The organism is Pseudomonas sp. Irchel 3A7 (assembly GCF_900187565.1).
Lineage (GTDB): Bacteria > Pseudomonadota > Gammaproteobacteria > Pseudomonadales > Pseudomonadaceae > Aquipseudomonas.
Genome location: NZ_FYED01000007.1, coordinates 36,329 through 55,210, shown reverse-complemented (window position 1 = coordinate 55,210; position 18,882 = coordinate 36,329). Strand labels below are relative to the sequence as shown.

14 protein-coding genes are annotated in these 18,882 nt (G+C 60.7%); 3 read left to right on the top strand and 11 right to left on the bottom strand.

What is annotated here, in order from left to right; translation table 11 throughout:
* Positions 1-125: 125 nt before the first annotated feature.
* Positions 126-698 (bottom strand): xanthine phosphoribosyltransferase, encoded by a 573-nt coding sequence (locus tag CKW21_RS13160; protein ID WP_095052388.1) that lies wholly within the window; start codon positions 696-698, stop codon positions 126-128.
* A 56-nt stretch (positions 699-754) separates the two neighbouring features.
* On the bottom strand, positions 755-2,764 hold the full coding sequence (gene rep, locus CKW21_RS13155; protein ID WP_095194407.1) for a DNA helicase Rep: 2,010 nt from the start codon (positions 2,762-2,764) through the stop codon (positions 755-757).
* A 264-nt stretch (positions 2,765-3,028) separates the two neighbouring features.
* On the opposite strand from rep, the gene CKW21_RS13150 reads away from it, so the two are divergent.
* A complete protein-coding gene (locus CKW21_RS13150) occupies positions 3,029-4,702 on the top strand; it encodes a bifunctional diguanylate cyclase/phosphodiesterase (RefSeq protein WP_095194406.1) in 1,674 nt (557 codons plus the stop codon).
* Between the two features lie 107 nt (positions 4,703-4,809).
* On the opposite strand, the gene CKW21_RS13145 is transcribed toward CKW21_RS13150, so the two are convergent.
* Positions 4,810-6,207, bottom strand: coding sequence for a NorM family multidrug efflux MATE transporter (locus tag CKW21_RS13145; RefSeq protein ID WP_095194405.1), 1,398 nt, complete (start codon positions 6,205-6,207; stop codon positions 4,810-4,812).
* A gap of 158 nt (positions 6,208-6,365) precedes the next feature.
* Between CKW21_RS13145 and CKW21_RS13140 the strand changes: the two genes are divergently transcribed.
* On the top strand, positions 6,366-7,286 hold the full coding sequence (locus CKW21_RS13140; RefSeq protein WP_095194404.1) for a LysR substrate-binding domain-containing protein: 921 nt from the start codon (positions 6,366-6,368) through the stop codon (positions 7,284-7,286).
* A gap of 187 nt (positions 7,287-7,473) precedes the next feature.
* Positions 7,474-9,450: a methyl-accepting chemotaxis protein gene (locus CKW21_RS13130; protein ID WP_095194403.1), complete on the top strand. Its 1,977-nt coding sequence runs from the start codon at positions 7,474-7,476 to the stop codon at positions 9,448-9,450.
* Between the two features lie 136 nt (positions 9,451-9,586).
* Here the strand turns inward: CKW21_RS13130 and CKW21_RS13125 are convergent, their stop codons facing one another.
* From CKW21_RS13125 to CKW21_RS13090, 8 genes are read right to left on the bottom strand one after another with little or no spacing between them, the layout of a single operon-like run.
* A complete protein-coding gene (locus CKW21_RS13125; protein WP_095194402.1) occupies positions 9,587-11,074 on the bottom strand; it encodes a VWA domain-containing protein in 1,488 nt (495 codons plus the stop codon).
* Positions 11,075-11,130: 56 nt separating this feature from the next.
* Positions 11,131-11,637: a hypothetical protein gene (locus CKW21_RS13120; protein ID WP_057712764.1), complete on the bottom strand. Its 507-nt coding sequence runs from the start codon at positions 11,635-11,637 to the stop codon at positions 11,131-11,133.
* 4 nt (positions 11,638-11,641) lie between these two features.
* Entirely contained in the window at positions 11,642-12,379 is a 738-nt protein-coding gene (locus CKW21_RS13115) for a hypothetical protein (RefSeq protein ID WP_095194401.1), read from the bottom strand.
* A gap of 34 nt (positions 12,380-12,413) precedes the next feature.
* On the bottom strand, positions 12,414-13,958 hold the full coding sequence (locus CKW21_RS13110; protein ID WP_095194400.1) for an SUMF1/EgtB/PvdO family nonheme iron enzyme: 1,545 nt from the start codon (positions 13,956-13,958) through the stop codon (positions 12,414-12,416).
* Positions 13,948-15,171, bottom strand: a complete 1,224-nt coding sequence (locus CKW21_RS13105) for an ABC transporter permease (protein WP_095194399.1) — start codon at positions 15,169-15,171, stop codon at positions 13,948-13,950. The genes CKW21_RS13110 and CKW21_RS13105 overlap by 11 nt, the downstream gene beginning before the upstream one ends.
* Entirely contained in the window at positions 15,155-15,856 is a 702-nt protein-coding gene (locus CKW21_RS13100) for an ABC transporter ATP-binding protein (RefSeq protein WP_095194398.1), read from the bottom strand. The genes CKW21_RS13105 and CKW21_RS13100 overlap by 17 nt, the downstream gene beginning before the upstream one ends.
* Before the next feature lie 10 nt (positions 15,857-15,866).
* Entirely contained in the window at positions 15,867-17,858 is a 1,992-nt protein-coding gene (locus CKW21_RS13095) for a vWA domain-containing protein (RefSeq protein WP_095194397.1), read from the bottom strand.
* Positions 17,858-18,880: a hypothetical protein gene (locus tag CKW21_RS13090; RefSeq protein ID WP_095194396.1), complete on the bottom strand. Its 1,023-nt coding sequence runs from the start codon at positions 18,878-18,880 to the stop codon at positions 17,858-17,860. The genes CKW21_RS13095 and CKW21_RS13090 overlap by 1 nt, the downstream gene beginning before the upstream one ends.
* Positions 18,881-18,882: the final 2 nt, after the last annotated feature.

Genomic DNA, 18,882 nt, shown 5'->3' with positions numbered 1-18,882 from the left:
CCCAAAGCCACTGTGGGAGCGAGCCTGCTCGCGAAGAGGCCATAACCTTCAACATCACTGTTGACTGTAAGGCCGCTTTCGCGAGCAGGCTCGCTCCCACAAGAGGGGGTAGGCGGTGTGGCGGATCAATCGATGAAGGTTACAACGCCATCCTTCAGCGACTGCACCCGCGCCAACGACTCTACGCGATAACCCTGCGCATCCAGCTCCGCACGGCCGCCCTGGAACGACTTCTCGATCACGATCCCCAGGCCCGCCACGGTGGCGCCGGCCTGTTTGATGATCGAGATCAGCGCCTGGGACGCCTTACCGTTGGCCAGGAAGTCATCGATGATCAGCACGCGGTCGCTGCTGGTCAGGTGACGCGGGGAGATCGCCACTGTGCTTTCGGTCTGCTTGGTGAACGAGTACACGGTCGCCGACAGCAGGTTTTCGGTCAGGGTCAGGGACTGGTGCTTGCGGGCGAAAATCACCGGCACGCCGAGGTTCAGGCCGGTCATGATCGCCGGGGCGATGCCCGAGGCTTCGATGGTGACGATCTTGGTGATGCCCGAGTCCTTGAACAGCGTGGCGAATTCGTCGCCGATCAGCTTCATCAGGGCCGGGTCGATCTGGTGGTTCAGAAAGGCGTCGACTTTCAGGACCTGATCGGAAAGCACGATGCCTTCTTCGCGGATTTTTTTGTGCAGGGCTTCCATGAAGCTGTCCTCTTTTGGCGCCTTTTGCGCCGAAGGTCTAAATAAAGTGGTCAATTCTAGCGCTTTAACATCGCGCGTATATCCGCCAATGCGTTGTTGCCGCGAACGGCTTTGACTTCGGTCGGGGTGTCGTCGTTGCCTTCCCAGGCCAGGTCGTCCGGTGGCAACTCATCGAGGAAGCGGCTTGGCGCGCAGTCGATGATCTCGCCATATTGTTTGCGCTTGGCGGCGAAGGTGAAGGCCAGGGTCTGACGCGCGCGGGTAATCCCTACGTAGGCCAGCCGGCGTTCTTCTTCGATGGTGTCGGCTTCGATGCTGGAACGGTGCGGGAGGATTTCCTCTTCCATGCCCATGATGAACACGTAGGGGAATTCCAGGCCCTTGGAGGCGTGCAGGGTCATCATTTGCACGCCTTCGGCGCCGTCTTCCTCTTCCTGTTGGCGCTCCAGCATGTCGCGCAGCACCAGTTTGCCGATGGCGTCTTCGACGGTCATCTCGCCTTCTTCGTCTTTCTCGAGCGTGTTTTTCAACGCCTCGATGAGGAACCAGACGTTACCCATGCGGTAGTCGGCGGCCTTGTCGCTGGAGCTGTTGGTGCGCAGCCAGTTCTCATAGTCGATGTCCATGACCATGCTGCGCAGGGCCGAAATCGGGTCTTCGCCGGCGCACTGTTCACGGACCTTGTCCATGAAGCGCTTGAAACGCGACAGGCGATCGGTGAAACGGCTGTCCAGATGTTCGCCCAGGCCGATTTCGTCGGTGGCGGCGTACATCGAGATTTTACGCTCGGTGGCGTAGTTGCCGAGTTTCTCCAGCGTGGTCGAGCCGATTTCCCGGCGTGGGACGTTGATCACTCGCAGGAAGGCGTTGTCGTCGTCCGGGTTCACGATCAGGCGGAAGTAGGCCATCAGGTCTTTCACTTCCTGACGTCCGAAAAAGCTGTTGCCGCCGGACAAGCGGTACGGCACCTGATGGTGCTGCAATTTCAGTTCGATCAGCTTGGCCTGGTAGTTACCGCGGTAGAGGATCGCGAAATCGCTGTACGGTCGGTCGGTGCGCAGGTGCAGGCTGAGGATTTCCATGGCCACGCGTTCGGCTTCGGCGTCTTCGTTGCGGCAACGGATCACGCGGATTTCGTCGCCGTGACCCATTTCACTCCACAACTGCTTTTCGAATTCGTGGGGATTGTTCGAGATCAGCACGTTGGCGCAGCGCAGGATGCGGCTGGTGGACCGGTAGTTCTGCTCCAGCATCACCACTTTCAAAGACGGGTAGTCTTCCTTGAGCAGCATCAGGTTTTCCGGGCGCGCGCCACGCCAGGCGTAGATCGACTGGTCGTCGTCGCCCACCACGGTGAACTGGTTACGCTTGCCGATGAGCATTTTTACCAGCAGATACTGGCTGGCGTTGGTGTCCTGGTATTCATCCACCAGCAGGTAACGCACCTTGTTCTGCCACTTTTCCAGGATGTCGGCATGCTCTTCGAACAGCTTCACCGGCAGCAGGATCAGGTCGTCGAAGTCCACTGCGTTGAACGCCTTGAGCGTGCGCTGATAGTGGGTGTAGACAATGGCGGCGGTCTGTTCCTTGGGGTTGCGCGCGTTTTCCAGGGCCTGGGCGGGCAGGATCAGGTCGTTTTTCCAGGCGCCGATCATGTTCTTGATCTCGTCGACGCCGTCGTCGCCCGAGTATTCCTTCTGCATGATGTCGGTCATCAGGGCCTTGACGTCGGTCTCGTCGAAGATCGAGAAGCCCGGTTTGTAGCCCAGCCGCACGTGTTCCTTGCGGATGATGTTCAGGCCCAGGTTGTGGAAGGTGCAGACCGTCAGGCCCCGGCCTTCACCGGCGCGCAGCAGGGTGCCGACCCGTTCCTTCATCTCGCGCGCGGCCTTGTTGGTGAAGGTCATGGCGACAATGTACTGGGCACGGATACCGCAATTCTGGATCAGGTGGGCAATCTTGCGCGTGATCACGCTGGTCTTGCCGGAGCCTGCACCGGCGAGCACCAAAAGAGGGCCGCCGACGTAGCTCACGGCTTCTTGCTGCCGGGGATTGAGTCGGGACATAGGTAAATTCAGGGGTCAGTCACGAAATGGGCCGGCATTTTAACAGGCTCAGCAATTTGTGCTGCTCTCTCCGACTTGTGACGTACAACGCGATCTCTAATTGCCGCTTTTGTTACTTTCACGCAGGATGCGCAACGGATTTGCGTCTAATGTTCGTAATTCCGGTTACAAAGGCCACGTTTGATAACCGATGTCATTGGTCATTGGTTATCGGCGCGGCATAATGCCCGTCGCCTACATCTTTGCAGAGTCTAGGGAGCTAGCTTGTCTACGCCTGTCGAACCCTTGCGTTTGCTGCTACTGGCTGAAGAGCCAGCGTGGGCAGCGTTGTTGCGCGAGTGTCTGGCTCCGATGGGGAGCTCGGCCGTGCTCATCAGCGCGCCGAGTTGGGAGTCGGTCAGCAGTCTGTTCGATGACAACCGCAGTGCGGTGTTGTTGACGATCCCGGCTCTTCAGCCGGCGCCGGGCCGTTGCTGTCTGCCGACGGTGTTGCTGCTCGAACATGAGCCGCTGACCCCGCCCGACGGTGTAAGCGATTGGTTGGTACGCGATCATCTCGATACCGGCATGTTGCGCCGTTGCCTGCGTCATGTGCGTGAGCGTGGCGTGCTGGAAACCACGCTGCAGCGCCTGGCCGAGCAAGATCCGCTGACCGGCATCGCCAACCGCCAGGGCTTCCAGACACTGCTGACGGCGCGTCTGGCGGAAAACGAAGGCCGTGGCCTGGCGCTGGGGCACCTCGATCTCGATAACTTCCGTCACGCCAACGATGCCCTCGGCCACCAGGCCGGAGATCGCCTGATCCTGCAAGTTGTGGCGCGGCTCAAAAGCCAGCTGGAGGCCGGCGATCAGCTGGCACGGCTGGGCAGTGACGAATTCGCTTTGCTGATCGACACCCGCCGCGCCCCGCAGCGCGCCGAATGGATGGCCGAGCGCATCACCGAAGCCTTGGCCGAACCTTATTGGGTCGATGGTGAAAGCCTGTTGATCGGTTCCAGTCTCGGCATTGCCCACGCCCGTGCCCAGGCCGGTGCCGACCCGTTGATGTGGCACGCACACATCGCCATGCAGCAAGCCAAGAGCACGCAGGGCTGCACCTTTCACATTTTCAACGAACGTATCAACCGCAATGCCCGCAGCATCGCCGACCTGGAAACCGAGCTGCGCCGCGCATTGCGCCGCGATGAGCTGGAACTGCATTACCAGCCACGGCTGAATCTCGAGGACGGGCAAATCGTCGGCCTCGAAGCCCTGGTTCGCTGGCGCCATGCCGAGCGTGGCTTGCTGCCCCCCAGTGAGTTCGTGCCACTGGCCGAGCAGAGCGGTTTGATCGTGCCGCTCGGTTACTGGGTGATTTCCCGGGCCCTGCGCGACATGCAGGCCTTGCGCGAACGCGGTTTGCCGCCGCTGCACATGGCAATCAACCTGTCGTTCCGCCAGTTCCAGGACAGCCAATTGCTGTCGACCCTGAGCCGGCTGATTGCCGAGCGCGGCGTCGAGGCGCAATGGCTGGAATTCGAACTGACCGAAACCGCGGTCATGCGCCGCAGCGATCTGGTCAAGCAGACCATGGATGCCCTCGGGCGTCTGGGCGTGCGCTTCTCCCTCGACGATTTCGGCACCGGGTTCTCGTCCTTCGTGCACCTCAACAGCCTGCCGATCACCTTGTTGAAGATCGACAAGAGCTTTGTCGGCGGCATGGAGCAACGGGAAGAGAACCGCAAGCTGGTGCACGCGATGATCAACCTGGCGCACAACCTCAACCTGGAAGTCGTCGCCGAAGGCGTGGAAACACCGGAGCAACTGGATTTGTTGCGCGGGTTTGATTGCGATCAGGTGCAGGGGTATCTGATCAGCAAGCCGTTGGCGCTGGCCGAGCTGGTGGAGTATCTGACTTTCGATGGCAGCCAACAGGCGATGATGGAAATCGTGAATTAATCACGAACCCATGTGGGAGCGAGCCTGCTCGCGAAAGCGGTTTGTCAGTCACATCTATGTTGGATGTGCCGCCTCTTTCGCGAGCAGGCTCGCTCCCACAGTGGATTTCAATAAGGCTGGGAGACCGAGAAGCTATCTTCTGACGCCGGCTCGCGCTTGATCATCCGCTTCATCTTCCACTCAAACGCCAGCGTCAAACCCACCGCCGCGAACGCCAGTCCCAGCGCCAGGCCCCACCAGACGCCCGTTGGCCCCCAGTTCAAGTGGAACGCCATCCACCATGCGGCGGGCGCGCCAATCAGCCAATAGCAACCCAGGCCTACCAGGAACGTGGTCTTGGCGTCCTTGAGGCCACGAATGCAGCCCATGGCGATGGTCTGCGTGCCGTCGAACAGCTCGAACCACGCCGCGACCGCCAGCAGGCTCACCGCCAGATTGATAACCTCGCGGAAGGCCGGGTCGTTGTGATCGAGAAACAGACCGATCAACTGATTCGGCAGCAGCCAGAACACCATCGCAAAGCACAGCATCGCCGCTGCGCCGAAGGCGAGGCCGACCCGTCCAGCCAGTCGTGCATCCAGCAGTTGCCCGGCGCCGTAATGCTGGCCGATGCGCATGGTGATCGCATAGGAAATGCCCGCCGGCACCATGAACGCCACCGAAACGATTTGCAGGGCGATCTGGTGCGCCGCCAGTTGCGTACTGCCCATGGTGCCCATGCACAGCGCCGCGAATGCAAACAACCCGACTTCCACGGCGTAGGTGCCGCCAATCGGCAGGCCAAGTCGCCACAGCTCCTTCAGGTATTGCCGGTTGAGCCGCAGCAACCCCTGACGCAGCGGATAGGCGTCGTAAGCCGGATGCCGATGGATGTGCCACGCCAGCGCCAGGGCCATGAGGTTGGCCACGATCGCGGTGACCAGACCGATGCCCATCAAGCCCAGTTTCGGCAGGCCGAACATGCCGGTAATCAACGCGTAGTTGAGCAGGAAGTTAGCCACCGTTCCGCCCAGGCTGATGACCATCACCGGCGTCGCGCGGCCGATGGCGCTGGTGAAGCCACGCAAGGCCATGAAACTCAGGTAGCCGGGCAGGGCAAAAGGCAAAAACACCAGGAACTGCCCGGCCGCCTGCACGTTGCTTTCGGTCTGGCCGAACAGCAGCAAAACCGGTTTGAGGTTCCACAGCAATAGCCCGGCACCCAGCGCCATCAGCCACGCCAGCCACAACCCGGCCTGGACCAGTCGGGCAGCCCCGAGGGTATCGCCCGCGCCCTGGCGGATCGACACCAGAGTGCCGACCGCCGCAATCACACCGATGCAGAAGAACGCCACGAACGAATAGCTCGCCGCGCCCAGACTGCCGCCGGCCAGTGCCTCGGGACTCAGGCGCGCCATCATCAAAGTGTCGGTGAGGACCATCAGCATGTGCGCCAACTGCGAGGCGATCAACGGCCCCGCCAGCCGCAGGATGGCCCAGAGTTCAATACGCGCTGGATGCTGCATGATCATCACGCTCGATTGTCAAAGTGAACAGGAAAGCGTCGATTCTCGGCGCTCTGCGGGGTTTGCACAAAGGGATAAAAAGGATGGATGGCATGATTCAAACTCATGCTGGAGAGTTTCTGCTAGGGTGATCGAATCCCGATGTAGGAGCTTTCCCAATGTCACGTCGTCTTCCTCCCTTGTATGCCCTGCGCGCATTCGAAGCGGCGGCGCGACACAGTTCGTTCACCCGAGCCGCTGAAGAGCTGTCGATCACGCAAAGTGCAGTCAGCCGGCATATTCGTACGCTCGAAGAGCATTTTGCCTGCCGCTTGTTTCACCGCAGTGGTCGCCACCTGCAGCTGACCGAATCGGCCCGCTTGTTGTTGCCGGGGATCCGCGAAGGCTTCACTGCTCTGGAACGGGCTTGCAATACCTTGCGCGCCGAAGACGACATCCTGCGCATGAAAGCCCCGTCGACGCTGACCATGCGCTGGTTGCTGGCGCGCCTGAGTCGCTTCCGCCATCTGCAGCCGGGCAACGAGGTGCAATTGACCAGCGCCTGGATGGATGTCGATTCGGTGGACTTCAACGATGAACCGTTCGATTGCGCGGTGTTGCTGAGCAACGGGCATTTCCCGCCGGACTGGGAGGCGAGTTACCTGTTCCCGGAGGAATTGATCCCGGTGGGCGCGCCCAACCTGCCGAGCGATCAGCCTTGGGACGTCACGCGTCTGGCCAATACTGAGCTGTTGCACCCGACACCGGACCGCCGCGACTGGCGCAATTGGCTGGAGCGCATGGGGCTGGCCGACCAGGTGTCACTCAAGGGCGGGCAGGTGTTCGACACGCTGGAGCTGGGCATGATCGCGGCAGCCCGAGGCTACGGCGTGTCCATGGGTGATTTGCTGATGGTGGCGGAAGATGTGGCGCAAGGGCGATTGAGCCTGCCGTGGCCGACGGCCGTTGCCAGCGGTGAGAAATACTACCTGGTCTGGCCGAAAACCCGTCCGGGCGGTGAGCGCATGCGCCGGCTCAGCGACTTTCTGCAAAGTGAAGTCCGGGCCATGGAATTGCCGGATGTCGAGCACCTGAGCTGAAACGATGGAGCGGCCGGAGTAGCGGCCTTGAGCCATATCCCCACTAATCGCTCAAGTATTTCCGTTCGCCGCCGAAAATCTGCTCGTGGGACCTTCGTGCAGGTTCGACGCTACCCCCTAAATATTAGAAATTTTGCTGAGTGTGCGCCGCGATCACGATGATCCAGGCACTTGGCCAGGAGCTGTCATGTCTCAACCTCGTGCCCGGATAGCCTCACAGCTTGGTCTTGCGCTCGCCGTGATTCTGGCGATCGTCATCACCGGCAGTACCTTGTTCGCCCTGCGTTCGCTGGACACCGCCAACCTCGCCACCCGCGAAGAGCACCTGGCCAGTGAGGCCCGGTTGCTGGCCGATCAGCTGAGCACCTTTCACGGCACGTTGCGTGAAAGTACCCAGCGCCTGGCCGGACTGTTCGAGAAGCGCTTCAGTGGAGGGCTGAGCGTGCACCCGGATGAACCGGTGGCCGTGGCGGGTATCCAGACACCGGGCTTGCACATGGGCAATGAAGTGCTTAACAACAACTTCAAGGAAGTGGACGAGTTCAAGCAGATGACCGCGGGCGTGGCGACGGTGTTCGTGCGCAGCGGCGAAGACTTCATTCGCGTCAGTACAAATGTCAGCAAACAAGACGGCAACCGTGCCATTGGCACTGTTCTGGATCACGCGAATCCGGCATACGCCCGTTTGATGGCGGGGCAGAGCTACGTGGGTCGATCCTTGCTGTTTGAACGCTTCTACATGTCGCAGTACACCCCTGTGCGCGACAGCAGCGGTAAGGTCATTGCCGTGTTGTATGTAGGATTTGATTACACCGACGCGCAGAAGGCGCAGTTCGAAAACCTCAAACGCTTCCGCATCGGCCAGACCGGTTCCCTGGCGCTTTTGGATGAGCAAAACAAATGGCTTGTGCCGATCGCAGGTGTACAGGCGCTGGACCAAGCGGTGCCAGCAATTGTCGAACTGGCGAAAACGCCGGGCAAGGGCGATTTCTGGAGCGACAAGTCCGAAGAATTTTATAGCGTGGCCGTACCGTTCGAAGGCGGGCCGTGGTCGGTGGTGGCGAGCATGCCGAAAACCGAAATCAGCGCCGTGACCTGGAGTGTCGGTATCCAGCTGGCCATCGGCAGTTTGCTGGCGATGTTGCTGGCGGTGGGTTCGGCGGTCTGGCTGTTGCGCAGCAAACTCGCGCCGCTGGCGGATCTGGTGCGCCAGGCCGAAGCCTTGGGTGCCGGTGATTTGAGCGTGCGTCTGAGTGTGTCGAGCAACGACGAGATCGGTCAGCTGGCCCGCGCCTTCAACCAGATGAGCCAGGCGTTGTCGACCATGGTCGAGCACATCCGCAATGCTTCGATGGAGGTCAACCGCCGCGCTCAGGCCCTGTCCGGTTTGTCCGGTGGCGCCTACGAAGGGATGGAACAGCAGTCGGGCGAAATCACCAGCATGGCCGGGGCCGTGGAAGAATTCAGCGCGACCTCGTTGAACATTGCCGACAACATGGGCAGCACCCAGCGTCTGGCCCAGGAAAACGCCCAGCAAACGCAGATTGGTCGCACGTCGATGGACGAAGCGTCCTCGTCGCTGGAGCAAATCGCCGGGGCATTGAACAGCACCGCAACGGTGATCAATACGCTAGGTCAGCGTTCCCAGGAAATCGGTGGCATCGTCGGTGTGATTACGTCGATCGCTGATCAGACCAACCTGCTGGCGCTCAACGCCGCGATCGAAGCGGCCCGTGCCGGCGAGCAGGGTCGTGGTTTTGCCGTGGTGGCCGATGAAGTGCGCAACCTTGCCTCTCGCACCCGTGAAGCCACCGATGAAATTTCCGGGATGATCCAGAGCATCCAGCAAGAGACCGGCAACGCCATCAGCACCATGGAGCAAGGCAACGTGCTGATGCAGGAAGGCTTGTCACGCAACGCCAACGTCGCCGCGGCACTGGCGCGGATCGATGAGCAAAGCCGCTCGGCCGGACAGCAGTTCGCCGCCATCACCACCGCCACTCAGGAACAGAGCAGCACTGCGACCTTGCTCAGCAGCAACCTGCAGAGCATCGCCCTGGCCAACAGCGAGCAGCGTGAAGTGGTGTCCAACCTGGCCGTCACCGCCAGGGAACTGGAGAAGCTGGCGGCGGATTTGCGGTCCGAAGTTGACCGGTTTCGTTGAGGTGCTTTGAACTAGTTATCGCGGGCAAGCTCGCTCCCATAGGGTACCTGCGTCGTCGAATAACCGTGTAGACGACACAAATTCTGTGCGAGCCTGCTCGCGAATGAGGTCACCTCAATTCAGCATCTTTGCCCCGCTAATCGCACTTGGCATTGCTGGAGACTTCCTTGCTTGCCTGTTTCAACAGGTTACCCAACTCAGCCGCATTGGTGCTGTTGTAAACCCGGCCCCCGGTGTTCTCAGCGATGCAGCGTGACGGGCCGCCAGCACCGATTTTCACCACGTTGACCCGCAGGCGTGGTTGTTCCCTGGCGATTCGACGGGATACCGCGCAAACGTCCTGCCCGCAACCGTCTTCTCCGTCGACAAACATCACGATAACCGCATCGTTATTGCGCCCGTCGACGGTACTCGCCGCATGGGCCAGGCTGTCGGCCAGCGGTGTGCCGTCGTCGGGAGCCAGACCTCGAATCCCGTTGATCAGCCGCGGACGGTCGCCGAACTTGAACACACCCCGGTCCGGTGTTCTTTCGCAACCGGCGAAGGTGATCAGGCGTGTGTCGATCTTCGGGTCCAGCCCGTTGATCATGCCGGCCAGCGAATCCTTGGCGACGTCCATGCGGCTGGGTTTGGCGGTGAGCCGCATGGTGCGGTTCGGGTCCAGGAGCTTGTTGATGTCAGGACCGAAGAACCAGTCCTCGTCGGCTTTCACTGACTTGATGTTCAAGTTCATCGAACCCGAGGTGTCGAGCACCACTACGAACTGTGGGATCTCTGCCTTAGGCGCATTTTTACGGCATGCGAAGTTGTCCAGCGTCGGGGCTGGTGGCGGGGCCGCTACTGCCGGTTTTGGTGGTGGAACCGGTTTGGGTGGCGGGGTCGGCTTGGGTTCCGGTACGGGTGCGGGTGCCGGTTTGGGTGGCGGGACCGGCTTGGGTTCCGGTACCGGTACCGGTTCTGGCGTGGGTTCTGGTGCCGGAACAGGTTTCGGTTCCGGTTCCACGACAGGTGCGGGAACAGGCTCAACCGGCTTCTCAACCGGTTTCTCAACTGGCGTAACCACCGGCGCTACAGGCGGAACCACGACAACCGGCTCACGGTGCAGGAACCACCAGAGCCAGAGCGCCAGAAGCAGCAACAACAGCGCGAGCAAGGCCGCCGCGAGCCACCAGCCCCGCCGCGACGGCGATACGACCGGCGCCACCGGAATCACCGGCGGCACGATCGGTTTGGGCGGACGCTGGTTCCAGCGCACCACCAATGGCTCACCATTGAGGCTGTAGAGCTTATCCAGCTCAGGCGTGCCGAGCAGGCTGCGCAGGTCATCCGCTTCCGTCGGTTGACCGCGTTTTTGCAGTTCATCCGCCAGTTGTCCGAGGGACGTCTGACGTACCTCGTAGGTTTCCAGCAAACGTCGTTGCGCGTCCTCGTTGAGATCGGCATAAGGCGTAGGTTGGCCGCCCAGTTCGGTCCACCATTCCAGCACGTCGCCGCTGCCCATCCGCGGGATGGCAAATAGACTGGCGACGGTCGGTGGAAAGTGTTTCTGGATGAGGGCGACTTTGGCTTGCAGCGCACTCATCTCCTCCGATCTGGCTTGCGCATCCCTGATGACCCGCTGCATGACGACGATTCCTGAAAAAGTGCAGGCATCCATCGGGACGCTTGCGGGGTGAAAAGTTACTCTTCGTAGCCGAGGCTGAATTGCAGCTGATTGACCTTCTTCTGCAACGTTTTCAGCTCTTGCTGCTTGGCCGCCAGTGTCGCGGGTGTTGATTTGGCCGTTGGCGCCGCTTGCGAAGCCTTGAGCTGCTTCTCGAGGTCGGCAATCTGCTTCTGCACCTGGGCCTCATTGCCACGCCGAGCCTTGAGCGAGGTCAGCAGTTGCGCCAGCGACTGATTCAGCGCCGCCTGGGATTTCTGCTGGCTGGCCAGATCGGTCTTGGTGCTGAGCTGCTGGGCCTGAATGTTCTCGTACACCTGACGGAACATTGCGTTTTGCTGTCGGGACTCGCTCAGGGCCAGTTCCTTCTGCTTGACCTGATCGCTGTAACCACCGGAGTAGTCGCAGTTCATCTTGGTCAGCAGGCTGCTGTCGCGATTGGTTGCATCGCATTCGCCGGGCTGGGTCGCGCAACCGCTCAGGGCCAGGACGGCAGTGATGACCATCAGTTGTCGTAGCGTCATGTGCTTAACCCAGGGTGATTGCGGAGCGTTGGCTGTACAGGGCGTCGACTTCCTTCTGCAGGCTGACGACTTTCTGGTTCATTCTCTGAATGTTCATGTCCACCTGTCGGATCTCGGCGCTGGTGCCTTGTGAACGCTCGGCGTCTGCCACTTTGCGGTACTCGGTGACCTTGGTACGCATGTTGGCAAGGTCTTTGCGCAGGCGTGCGATGTCCGAGTCAATCCCGGCGATTTGCGCCTGAGCCCTGCTCTTGTCGACTTTCTTGTTGGCGATGTCCTTTTTGATCTGGGCAATTTGCGCATGGTCATCATTGATCACTTGCTGAGCGGTCGCAGTCCGGGCGATCACGTTCTGCGTGTCTTGTTCGACGTCGCTGTTCATCTTCGCCAAGCGGGTGGCGGTGTCGGCGTATTCGGCGCGACGTTGGTCCAGGTAATAGTTCGCGCCCATGGCCACGCCACACGCGGTAATACCGGCGGCGATGACGCACACGGTTTTGTTGCTGCTGTTGGACAGCGCGCAAGCGAGGATGCCGACACCGGCGCCGACGGCGCAGGCCTGGTATCCGGACTTGCTGAAGAACTCTGCGTCATTGCCCTGGGTCAGGCGCGGGTCGGCACCGTCGCCTTCGCCCTCGCCGAGCATGGAGCTGCCGGTGTTGGCGCAACCGGTCATTAGCAGGCTGCTGGCGACTACGAATGCGATCTGTAGCTTGAAGCGAGTCCAAAGGCTGCGCGACATGGTGAAACTCCTACGTAACGGTGTTGACGCGTTGTTATTGAGTGACGGTTTTGCAGCTGGTCAGCCAGGCTACAGTGTCGATTTTCTGCTTTTGCAGGAACGCTTTCTGATTGGCCCAGTGAGTGCGCAGGTAAGGTTTGAGGTCTTGCAGCTGTTTGTTGCGTGTGATGATTTCTTCCATCACCGGGACTTGTGTTTCAAGCAGTGGCTGGCCGTACAAGGTAGCCGATTCCACCAGGCTGCTGGCGTAGTAACGGCTGAGTTTGTGCAGGCGATCCTTTTGCTCGTCGAGCTTGCCTTTACGCATGTCGCAACTGGCATCTTTGTCTGCGCTTTCACAGTTGAGCTTGTAGTTTTTTTGCAGGAAGTCCACGTACTGGCCGTCGTCGAGCATCTTGGTGCACAGGAACGCACCCAGGTTGAGGCTGGCGCGGATCGCCTGGTCGCGGGTTTCTTCCTGCTGCTGGTTGCTGGCGCGCAGTTGGTTCTCCAGGGTCTGGAGCTTTTCCTTGAGTACTTTGTCTTCGACGCCCGAGGCGAGGCTGTTCAGCGATTGCACGGTGCCTTTGTCGGCGGATTCGGTTTCCTTGCTGCCGGTACCGAGTTTCTTCCAGCTGCTTTCGATGCTGGCGACTCGTTCGCGAGAGGTGAGGGTCGGGGAGACCAGCACCAGTCGCAGGCCGGTGGTCTTGTTTTTCACCTGGCCTTCGGCATTGTAATACGGTTCCTCCTTACGTAATGCAGTACGAAGGTCGGCCTGCGCAGTCAGGTAGTTTCCGCCACGGACGACGTAGCCACCGGCCTGACCGTGCTGGCGGTCGAGTTTGTTCAGGCGAAACGGCTCGAACATCATTTCGTCGACGTTACCGAGCATGTCATGCAGGCCCAGCGGGTTGGGCTTTTGCAGACCGGTCAATTGCACTTTGCCGTTGGACGATTGCGCTCCGCTAAACCACTCGTAGGCGTTGATGCCTTCTGGCATCGGGTAGTGCATGTCGCGGAATTCAGCAGCACCGACTTCCAGCCCGCCGCGTGCGGCGAACTCCCACTCGACTTCGGTTGGCAGGCGCAGAAAGCCTTGCGCGCCGTCTTCCCTGGGCAGCTTGCCGGCGGCGTTTTTGCGCAGCCACAGGTTGTACTTGTCGGCGGCCTCGATGGCTTGCACCCAGCTCACCGCCGTTTGCGGCAAGCGCATCTTGGTGGCGGCGGTGGGGCAGGTTGCTTCGGTCAGCGCGGCGTATTGCAGTTGACTCATCTCGTACTTGGCCATCAGGTAGTAACGGGATTTGTCGTTCTTGGCCCCGGTGAAACTGCCGGCGATAAAGGTCGGGCGGGTCTGTTCGACATAGCCGTATTCCGCGCCGTCCTGACCGATGTTGATGGGGTAGTCATCCAGCGGACCGGCGACCGGAATGAATACCTTGCGAAATACCATCGAACCTTCGCAGGGCATCGGCAGCACGACGTCGCCAGCCTCGGGCATCGGGTTGTAATACTTCTCTTCCCAGCCCGCCGCCGAGGCGTCGAGCAAGTAGCCGAGGCTCAGGGGCAACAGCAAGCCAAAACGTTTATAGCTCACGCAGACTCTCCGCAGGTTGGATTTTGATGGCTCTCAGGGCGCCGATCATGGCCACCAGTGCAGCGACCAAGAAGGTCAGGAGCAGGGCGGCCAGGCCATGCCAAACAGTGATGTGGCAAGCGAAGGTGCCGGTGGTTTTGCTGCTGCCGAGCAGGTAGTCGAACAAATGACTGCCCACGGCATAAAATCCCAGCCCGCCAATGTAGCCGGCCAGGCTCAGCACCAGCGCTTGCAGGACCACGAAACCGCCAACGGACCTGCGTTTGAAACCCAGCAGACGCAGGACTGCCAGGCTTTTGCGTTTACGATCGATGTTGGCCAGGAATGCGCCGACCATTGATGCCACGCAGCCGATCAGTGCCGCCGCGGCGATCACACCGAAGATCAACCCCAGCACATGGTTGATGGCTTTGACGTTGTCGATATCGGCCAGTCGACTCGACGTTTCGATGTGTTGTTCGTTGAGCCAGTGCTCCAGCGATGCGACCTGATCGATGTCGCGTGCATATACGCGGGCGCGGGCATACAGCGGTTGTAAATTACCCTGAGGTTTACCGGTGGTCACACCGAACTCACTGACCTGATAACCGTCGCGAAAACGCTCCAGATCCAGCAGCAGCGGCGGGGCGACAAACCCGGCAGCGCGACCAAAGCGGGCACCGTCGAGCACGGTCAGTACCGTCAGCGTCATCTCGCCGCGTTCATTGACACCTTCCAGACGGCGCAACGCCCGCAGCTGCACGCTGTCGCCTGCCTTGGCCTGCAAGCGTTGCGCTGCGCTGGCGCTGAGGATCACTTGATTGCCGACGGGGTTGAGTGACGCCAGGTTCAGTTGGGGATCGCCGGGCTCAGTGGCGATGATTTCCGCGCCTTCGACAAACCGTTGCATGCCGATCAGCAGATCAGCCTGGGTATTGAGCGAGCGGGTCTGTCCGAGGGCAAAACCGGTCTCGGGGCGCTGGCGCAAACGCTCGATCCAGGCAGTGTCGTAGTTGCCGTTGCTGAGCATCTTCACTTCAAGATTGCGCGGATCGCGCAGCAGTTCGTCCTGCAACTGGCTGACCACCCCGTGTTTGAGCCCGAACAGCAACAACAACGGCGCGATCACCGCCACCAGGGAGGCGGCGATGCACAGCGAGACCTTGCGGTCGTGCCAGAGGTCTTGCAACGCCAGTGAGCCCAGCAGGCGCAAGCGATCAGTCCATCGGTTCAAACAGAGTCTCCCCCTGATGGCTGGTAGCGCCGAGTCGCGGCAAGCCGAAATCCTTCAACAAAGCCCAGTCATGGGATACAACGAGCGCACTCAGGCCCATGCTCGACACCAGGCTCAGGAGCAACTCGAACAAACGCCGGGCACCGTGAGGGTCGAGTGCGGCGGTCGGCTCGTCGGCCAACAGCAGCAGCGGTTCATGGGCAATTGCCCGAACGCAGGCAACACGTTGGCGTTCGCCGATCGACAACGCCTGAGGTTGTTTGTCCAGCAACCCTTGCAGGCGCAACACGTCAACGGCGTGGTCGATGTGATCGCTTTTTGCGGGCATCCCGAGCAAACGGCGCGGCAGGCTGATGTTGTCCCGCACGCTCAGGAACGGAAGCAAGCCGCCACTCTGCAAAATGAATCCCAAATGCCGCGAACGCACCGCTGCAAGAGCAGGCTGGTTGTCAGTGGCCAGCAGTTGGGCGATATCCTGAGCGTGCGTCGGGCCCAGCCGAAAGTACTCGAGCTCCACCGGCGCGAGCAACAGGCCGATGGCTTCGAGCAACGTGCTTTTGCCACTGCCGCTCTCGCCGGTGATGGCGAGGATCTCCCCGGCGCCGACCTGCAAGTGCGGCAGTCGCACGTGATGGGCGTGTGCGCCTTCACCACGGCGCACCAGCAGGTTCTTGATATCGAGCATCGGCGTCTCTTTAAGGCATCATTTCCAGTGGCACGGGGTAGACGTTGTCCCGCGCATCGCTGTCTTTGGCCAAAGCTACCCAGCGATCTACATCGGCGTTGTAACGCTGGTAATGCCGCAGTTTGGTGTTCAGCGTGCGGATGAATTTTTCTTGCGCCAGACCATCCCAGCTCTTCCAGGTCTCTTCATCCAGGTTCAGCACTTCACTCTGATAGGGCAGGTCTTCGAGGTATTCACCGAGGACGCCCATGTCCGCCAGTTTGGCGTTGCTGTTCTGTTTGAGCTGATTGGGATCGGCGCCCATGGTCGCCGCCACCGAGCGCAGGCGGTTGAACATGTCCGTCGGCGAAATCAGGCCTTCGTTGGCGGCATCGAGAATCTGCTTCATCACGTCGCTCAAGTCGCTGAGCTGTGACTTGGTCAGCAGCACCCGTACGTCGGTGGTCGGGATGTTTTGCTTGATCAGGTCGCGGTCGGTGATCCATGCCTTGAACACGGGCGGGGCTTTGCTGTTGGTCTTCTCGCCCAGATAGGCGAGTTGCATGGCGTGGCCGATCAGCGCCGCGTCTTCGAGCATCTTTTTCTCGGCCGGGTCCTGCTTGGCGTTCGCCGCACTGCCAATGGCGTCTTCTCCCATGTAGGCAGCTTTGACCTGTGTAGTAATCGCCCCGGCCAGTGCGTCGACCTTGCGCCCGAATTCCTGCACATCGCCAGCGTTCACCGGGTAGTACAGCGAAGTGTTGGTGCCCGGGTAGGTCGACAGGTCCTTGTACTGCGCCTCGGCCTTGGCGTGATCCTTGGTTCCGGCCGGGGTTTTCAGGTGCAGGGTGTAAATCGCTACGCCCGGGTTGGCGGCTTCGATACGCACCTGCGCGGCGTTCAATCCGGTCTTCGACAGCTTGTCGTCGCCTTCGATGGCGCCCGCATCGGTGATCAGCACCACGTAGCGTGCGCCGAACTGGTTCCAGTCGACTTTGTCGATGCTCTCCATGACGCCGGCAAACGAGTCCTCATCGAAGCTGCTGCTCGACACGGTGGCCTGTTTGAGGTCTTTGATCCTGGCGAAAAAGTCGGCGCTGTCTTTCACCTGCGTCGGGTCGGCGTACATCTTGGTGGTGTATTCCAGCCCCGGTACCGCCTGGGTGTTGGAGCGGAAAGCCACCAGGCCGAACTTGACCTGCTTACCGAGATTCTGAGCTTCGATCTTCTGGTAAACCTTGCGGATCGCCTCGCGGGTGCGGTCGATGTAGGGGTCCATCGAGATCGTCGAGTCGATGACAAATACCACGGCCGCGCTGAATTCCTTCAGCTGGTTGGCCTTCTTCTCTTCGGCTTCCTTGGCGCTGGCCGCGCTGTTTGCAGCACCACCCTTCACGTTCTTGTCATCCGGCTTGCTGACGGAGGCGACATTGAGCAGGCGCGTGCGGAAACCGCTTTCGGTCATGACTTCTTCGCCGCTGAGCACCGGCAGCAGGTAGAACTGCTTTTGCAGGTCGACGAAGTATTCAGGTTCTTCAGCCAGTACGCCCGGTGCTTGCTGGCCCTTTTTCAGCGTGGCCCGCAGCGGCGCGACTTTGCTGACCGGGTCCGGTGCATCAAGAATGCCCTCGACGGTGGCACGGTCCTTGAAAAACAGCAGTCGGTCGCGGTTGGCCGGGTTGGTGAAGGCCAGCGTCAGCTGCATCTTCCAGTCGGTGGTGCAGCTGGCAGGCAGCCAGCCAATGGTTTTGCCGTAGCTGTCGGGGCCGACTTTCAGCCACTCGGCGTTATTCGCTTGGGCGCGCTCGTACACATAAAAGCGGCTGAAGACTGGTTGTGCGTCGCCTGCCGCACCGCCCGCCGTCGGGCTGACTTTGCAGCCCGGCGTGGTCAGCACGCGTTGGAACAGGGTCTTTTTACCGGCCTGGATCAGCGGTTTGTCATCGGCCTGGGACAGCGGGCTGATGCACAGCGCGAGTAATGCGGCACCGCTCAGCAGGAATCGACTCAGGGGCGAACGCATCACTTCTGCAACTCCTCGAAGCGCTGCTTGGCTTCGGCGTTGTTCGGGTCCTGGGTGAGGATGGTTTCATACCAGTAGGCGGCGGTGGCGTTGTCCGCGGCCGGGAAGCACTCGCTGGCCTTCAGGTATTTCGGGTCGTATTCGCGGGCATAGGCGTTGGCGATCAGCGCGTCACCGGCCTGGGCACGGTTGGCGTACAGGCGCTGGGCGACGCCGCAGTGCTTGCTGGCTTTGGCCTGGTTGATGATCTCCAGCAATTTGGCACTGTCGGGTGCCGCCTTGATGCAGGTCTGGACGAAGGTCAGTTCGGGCAGGCTGTTCATGCTGTCGAGGGTGCAGGCCTGAGCGTCGGCGCCGGCGGGTGCGGCGGGAGTGGCTGCAACCGCAGGGGCCGGGGTGCGTTTGTAGAACCAGAATCCGGCGCCAGCCGCCAGCAGCAACACCACAATCAACAGACCGATCAGGCCTTTGTTGCTTTTTTTCACCGGTGCCGGAGGCGGCGCGTAGGCGGGCTCGGTGAGCACCGACTCCAACTCCATTTCTGGTTCGGCGGTGGACAGGGTCAGTTCAGGCAGATCCGGGATCTCCACGATCTCCGGTGCCGGTGTGCTCGGCGCCGTCAGTTCGGCACCGCCGTAAGTCGAGCGTGTCTGGCCGCCGGCCGTGGACGGCAGCAAACCAACGCCTGGGCGAACCACGCCTTTATCGGCATGACCGAGGCTCTGTTCGCGCAGTTCGATCTGGAATTGCGAATTGGCGACGCCTTCCAGTAGCGGGTCGACCACGTCCGGGCCGACCTGCGTTTCCAAAGCTTCGCCGTCGGCCGTGAGGTTGAAACGCGAGACCTTGAACCAGAATGGATGGTTGCTCCAGGCCTTGTGGTCCTGAAGGTAAAAACCGTCCTGGTTGCGCTGAATGGAAAACTCCAACTGTTGCTCGCCACCCTGCCATTTCTTCAAAGTGAGGCGGGCCTGGCCAGGCACATTGGGCTCTAACGCGAGCAGGTCGACACGAATTGGCATTG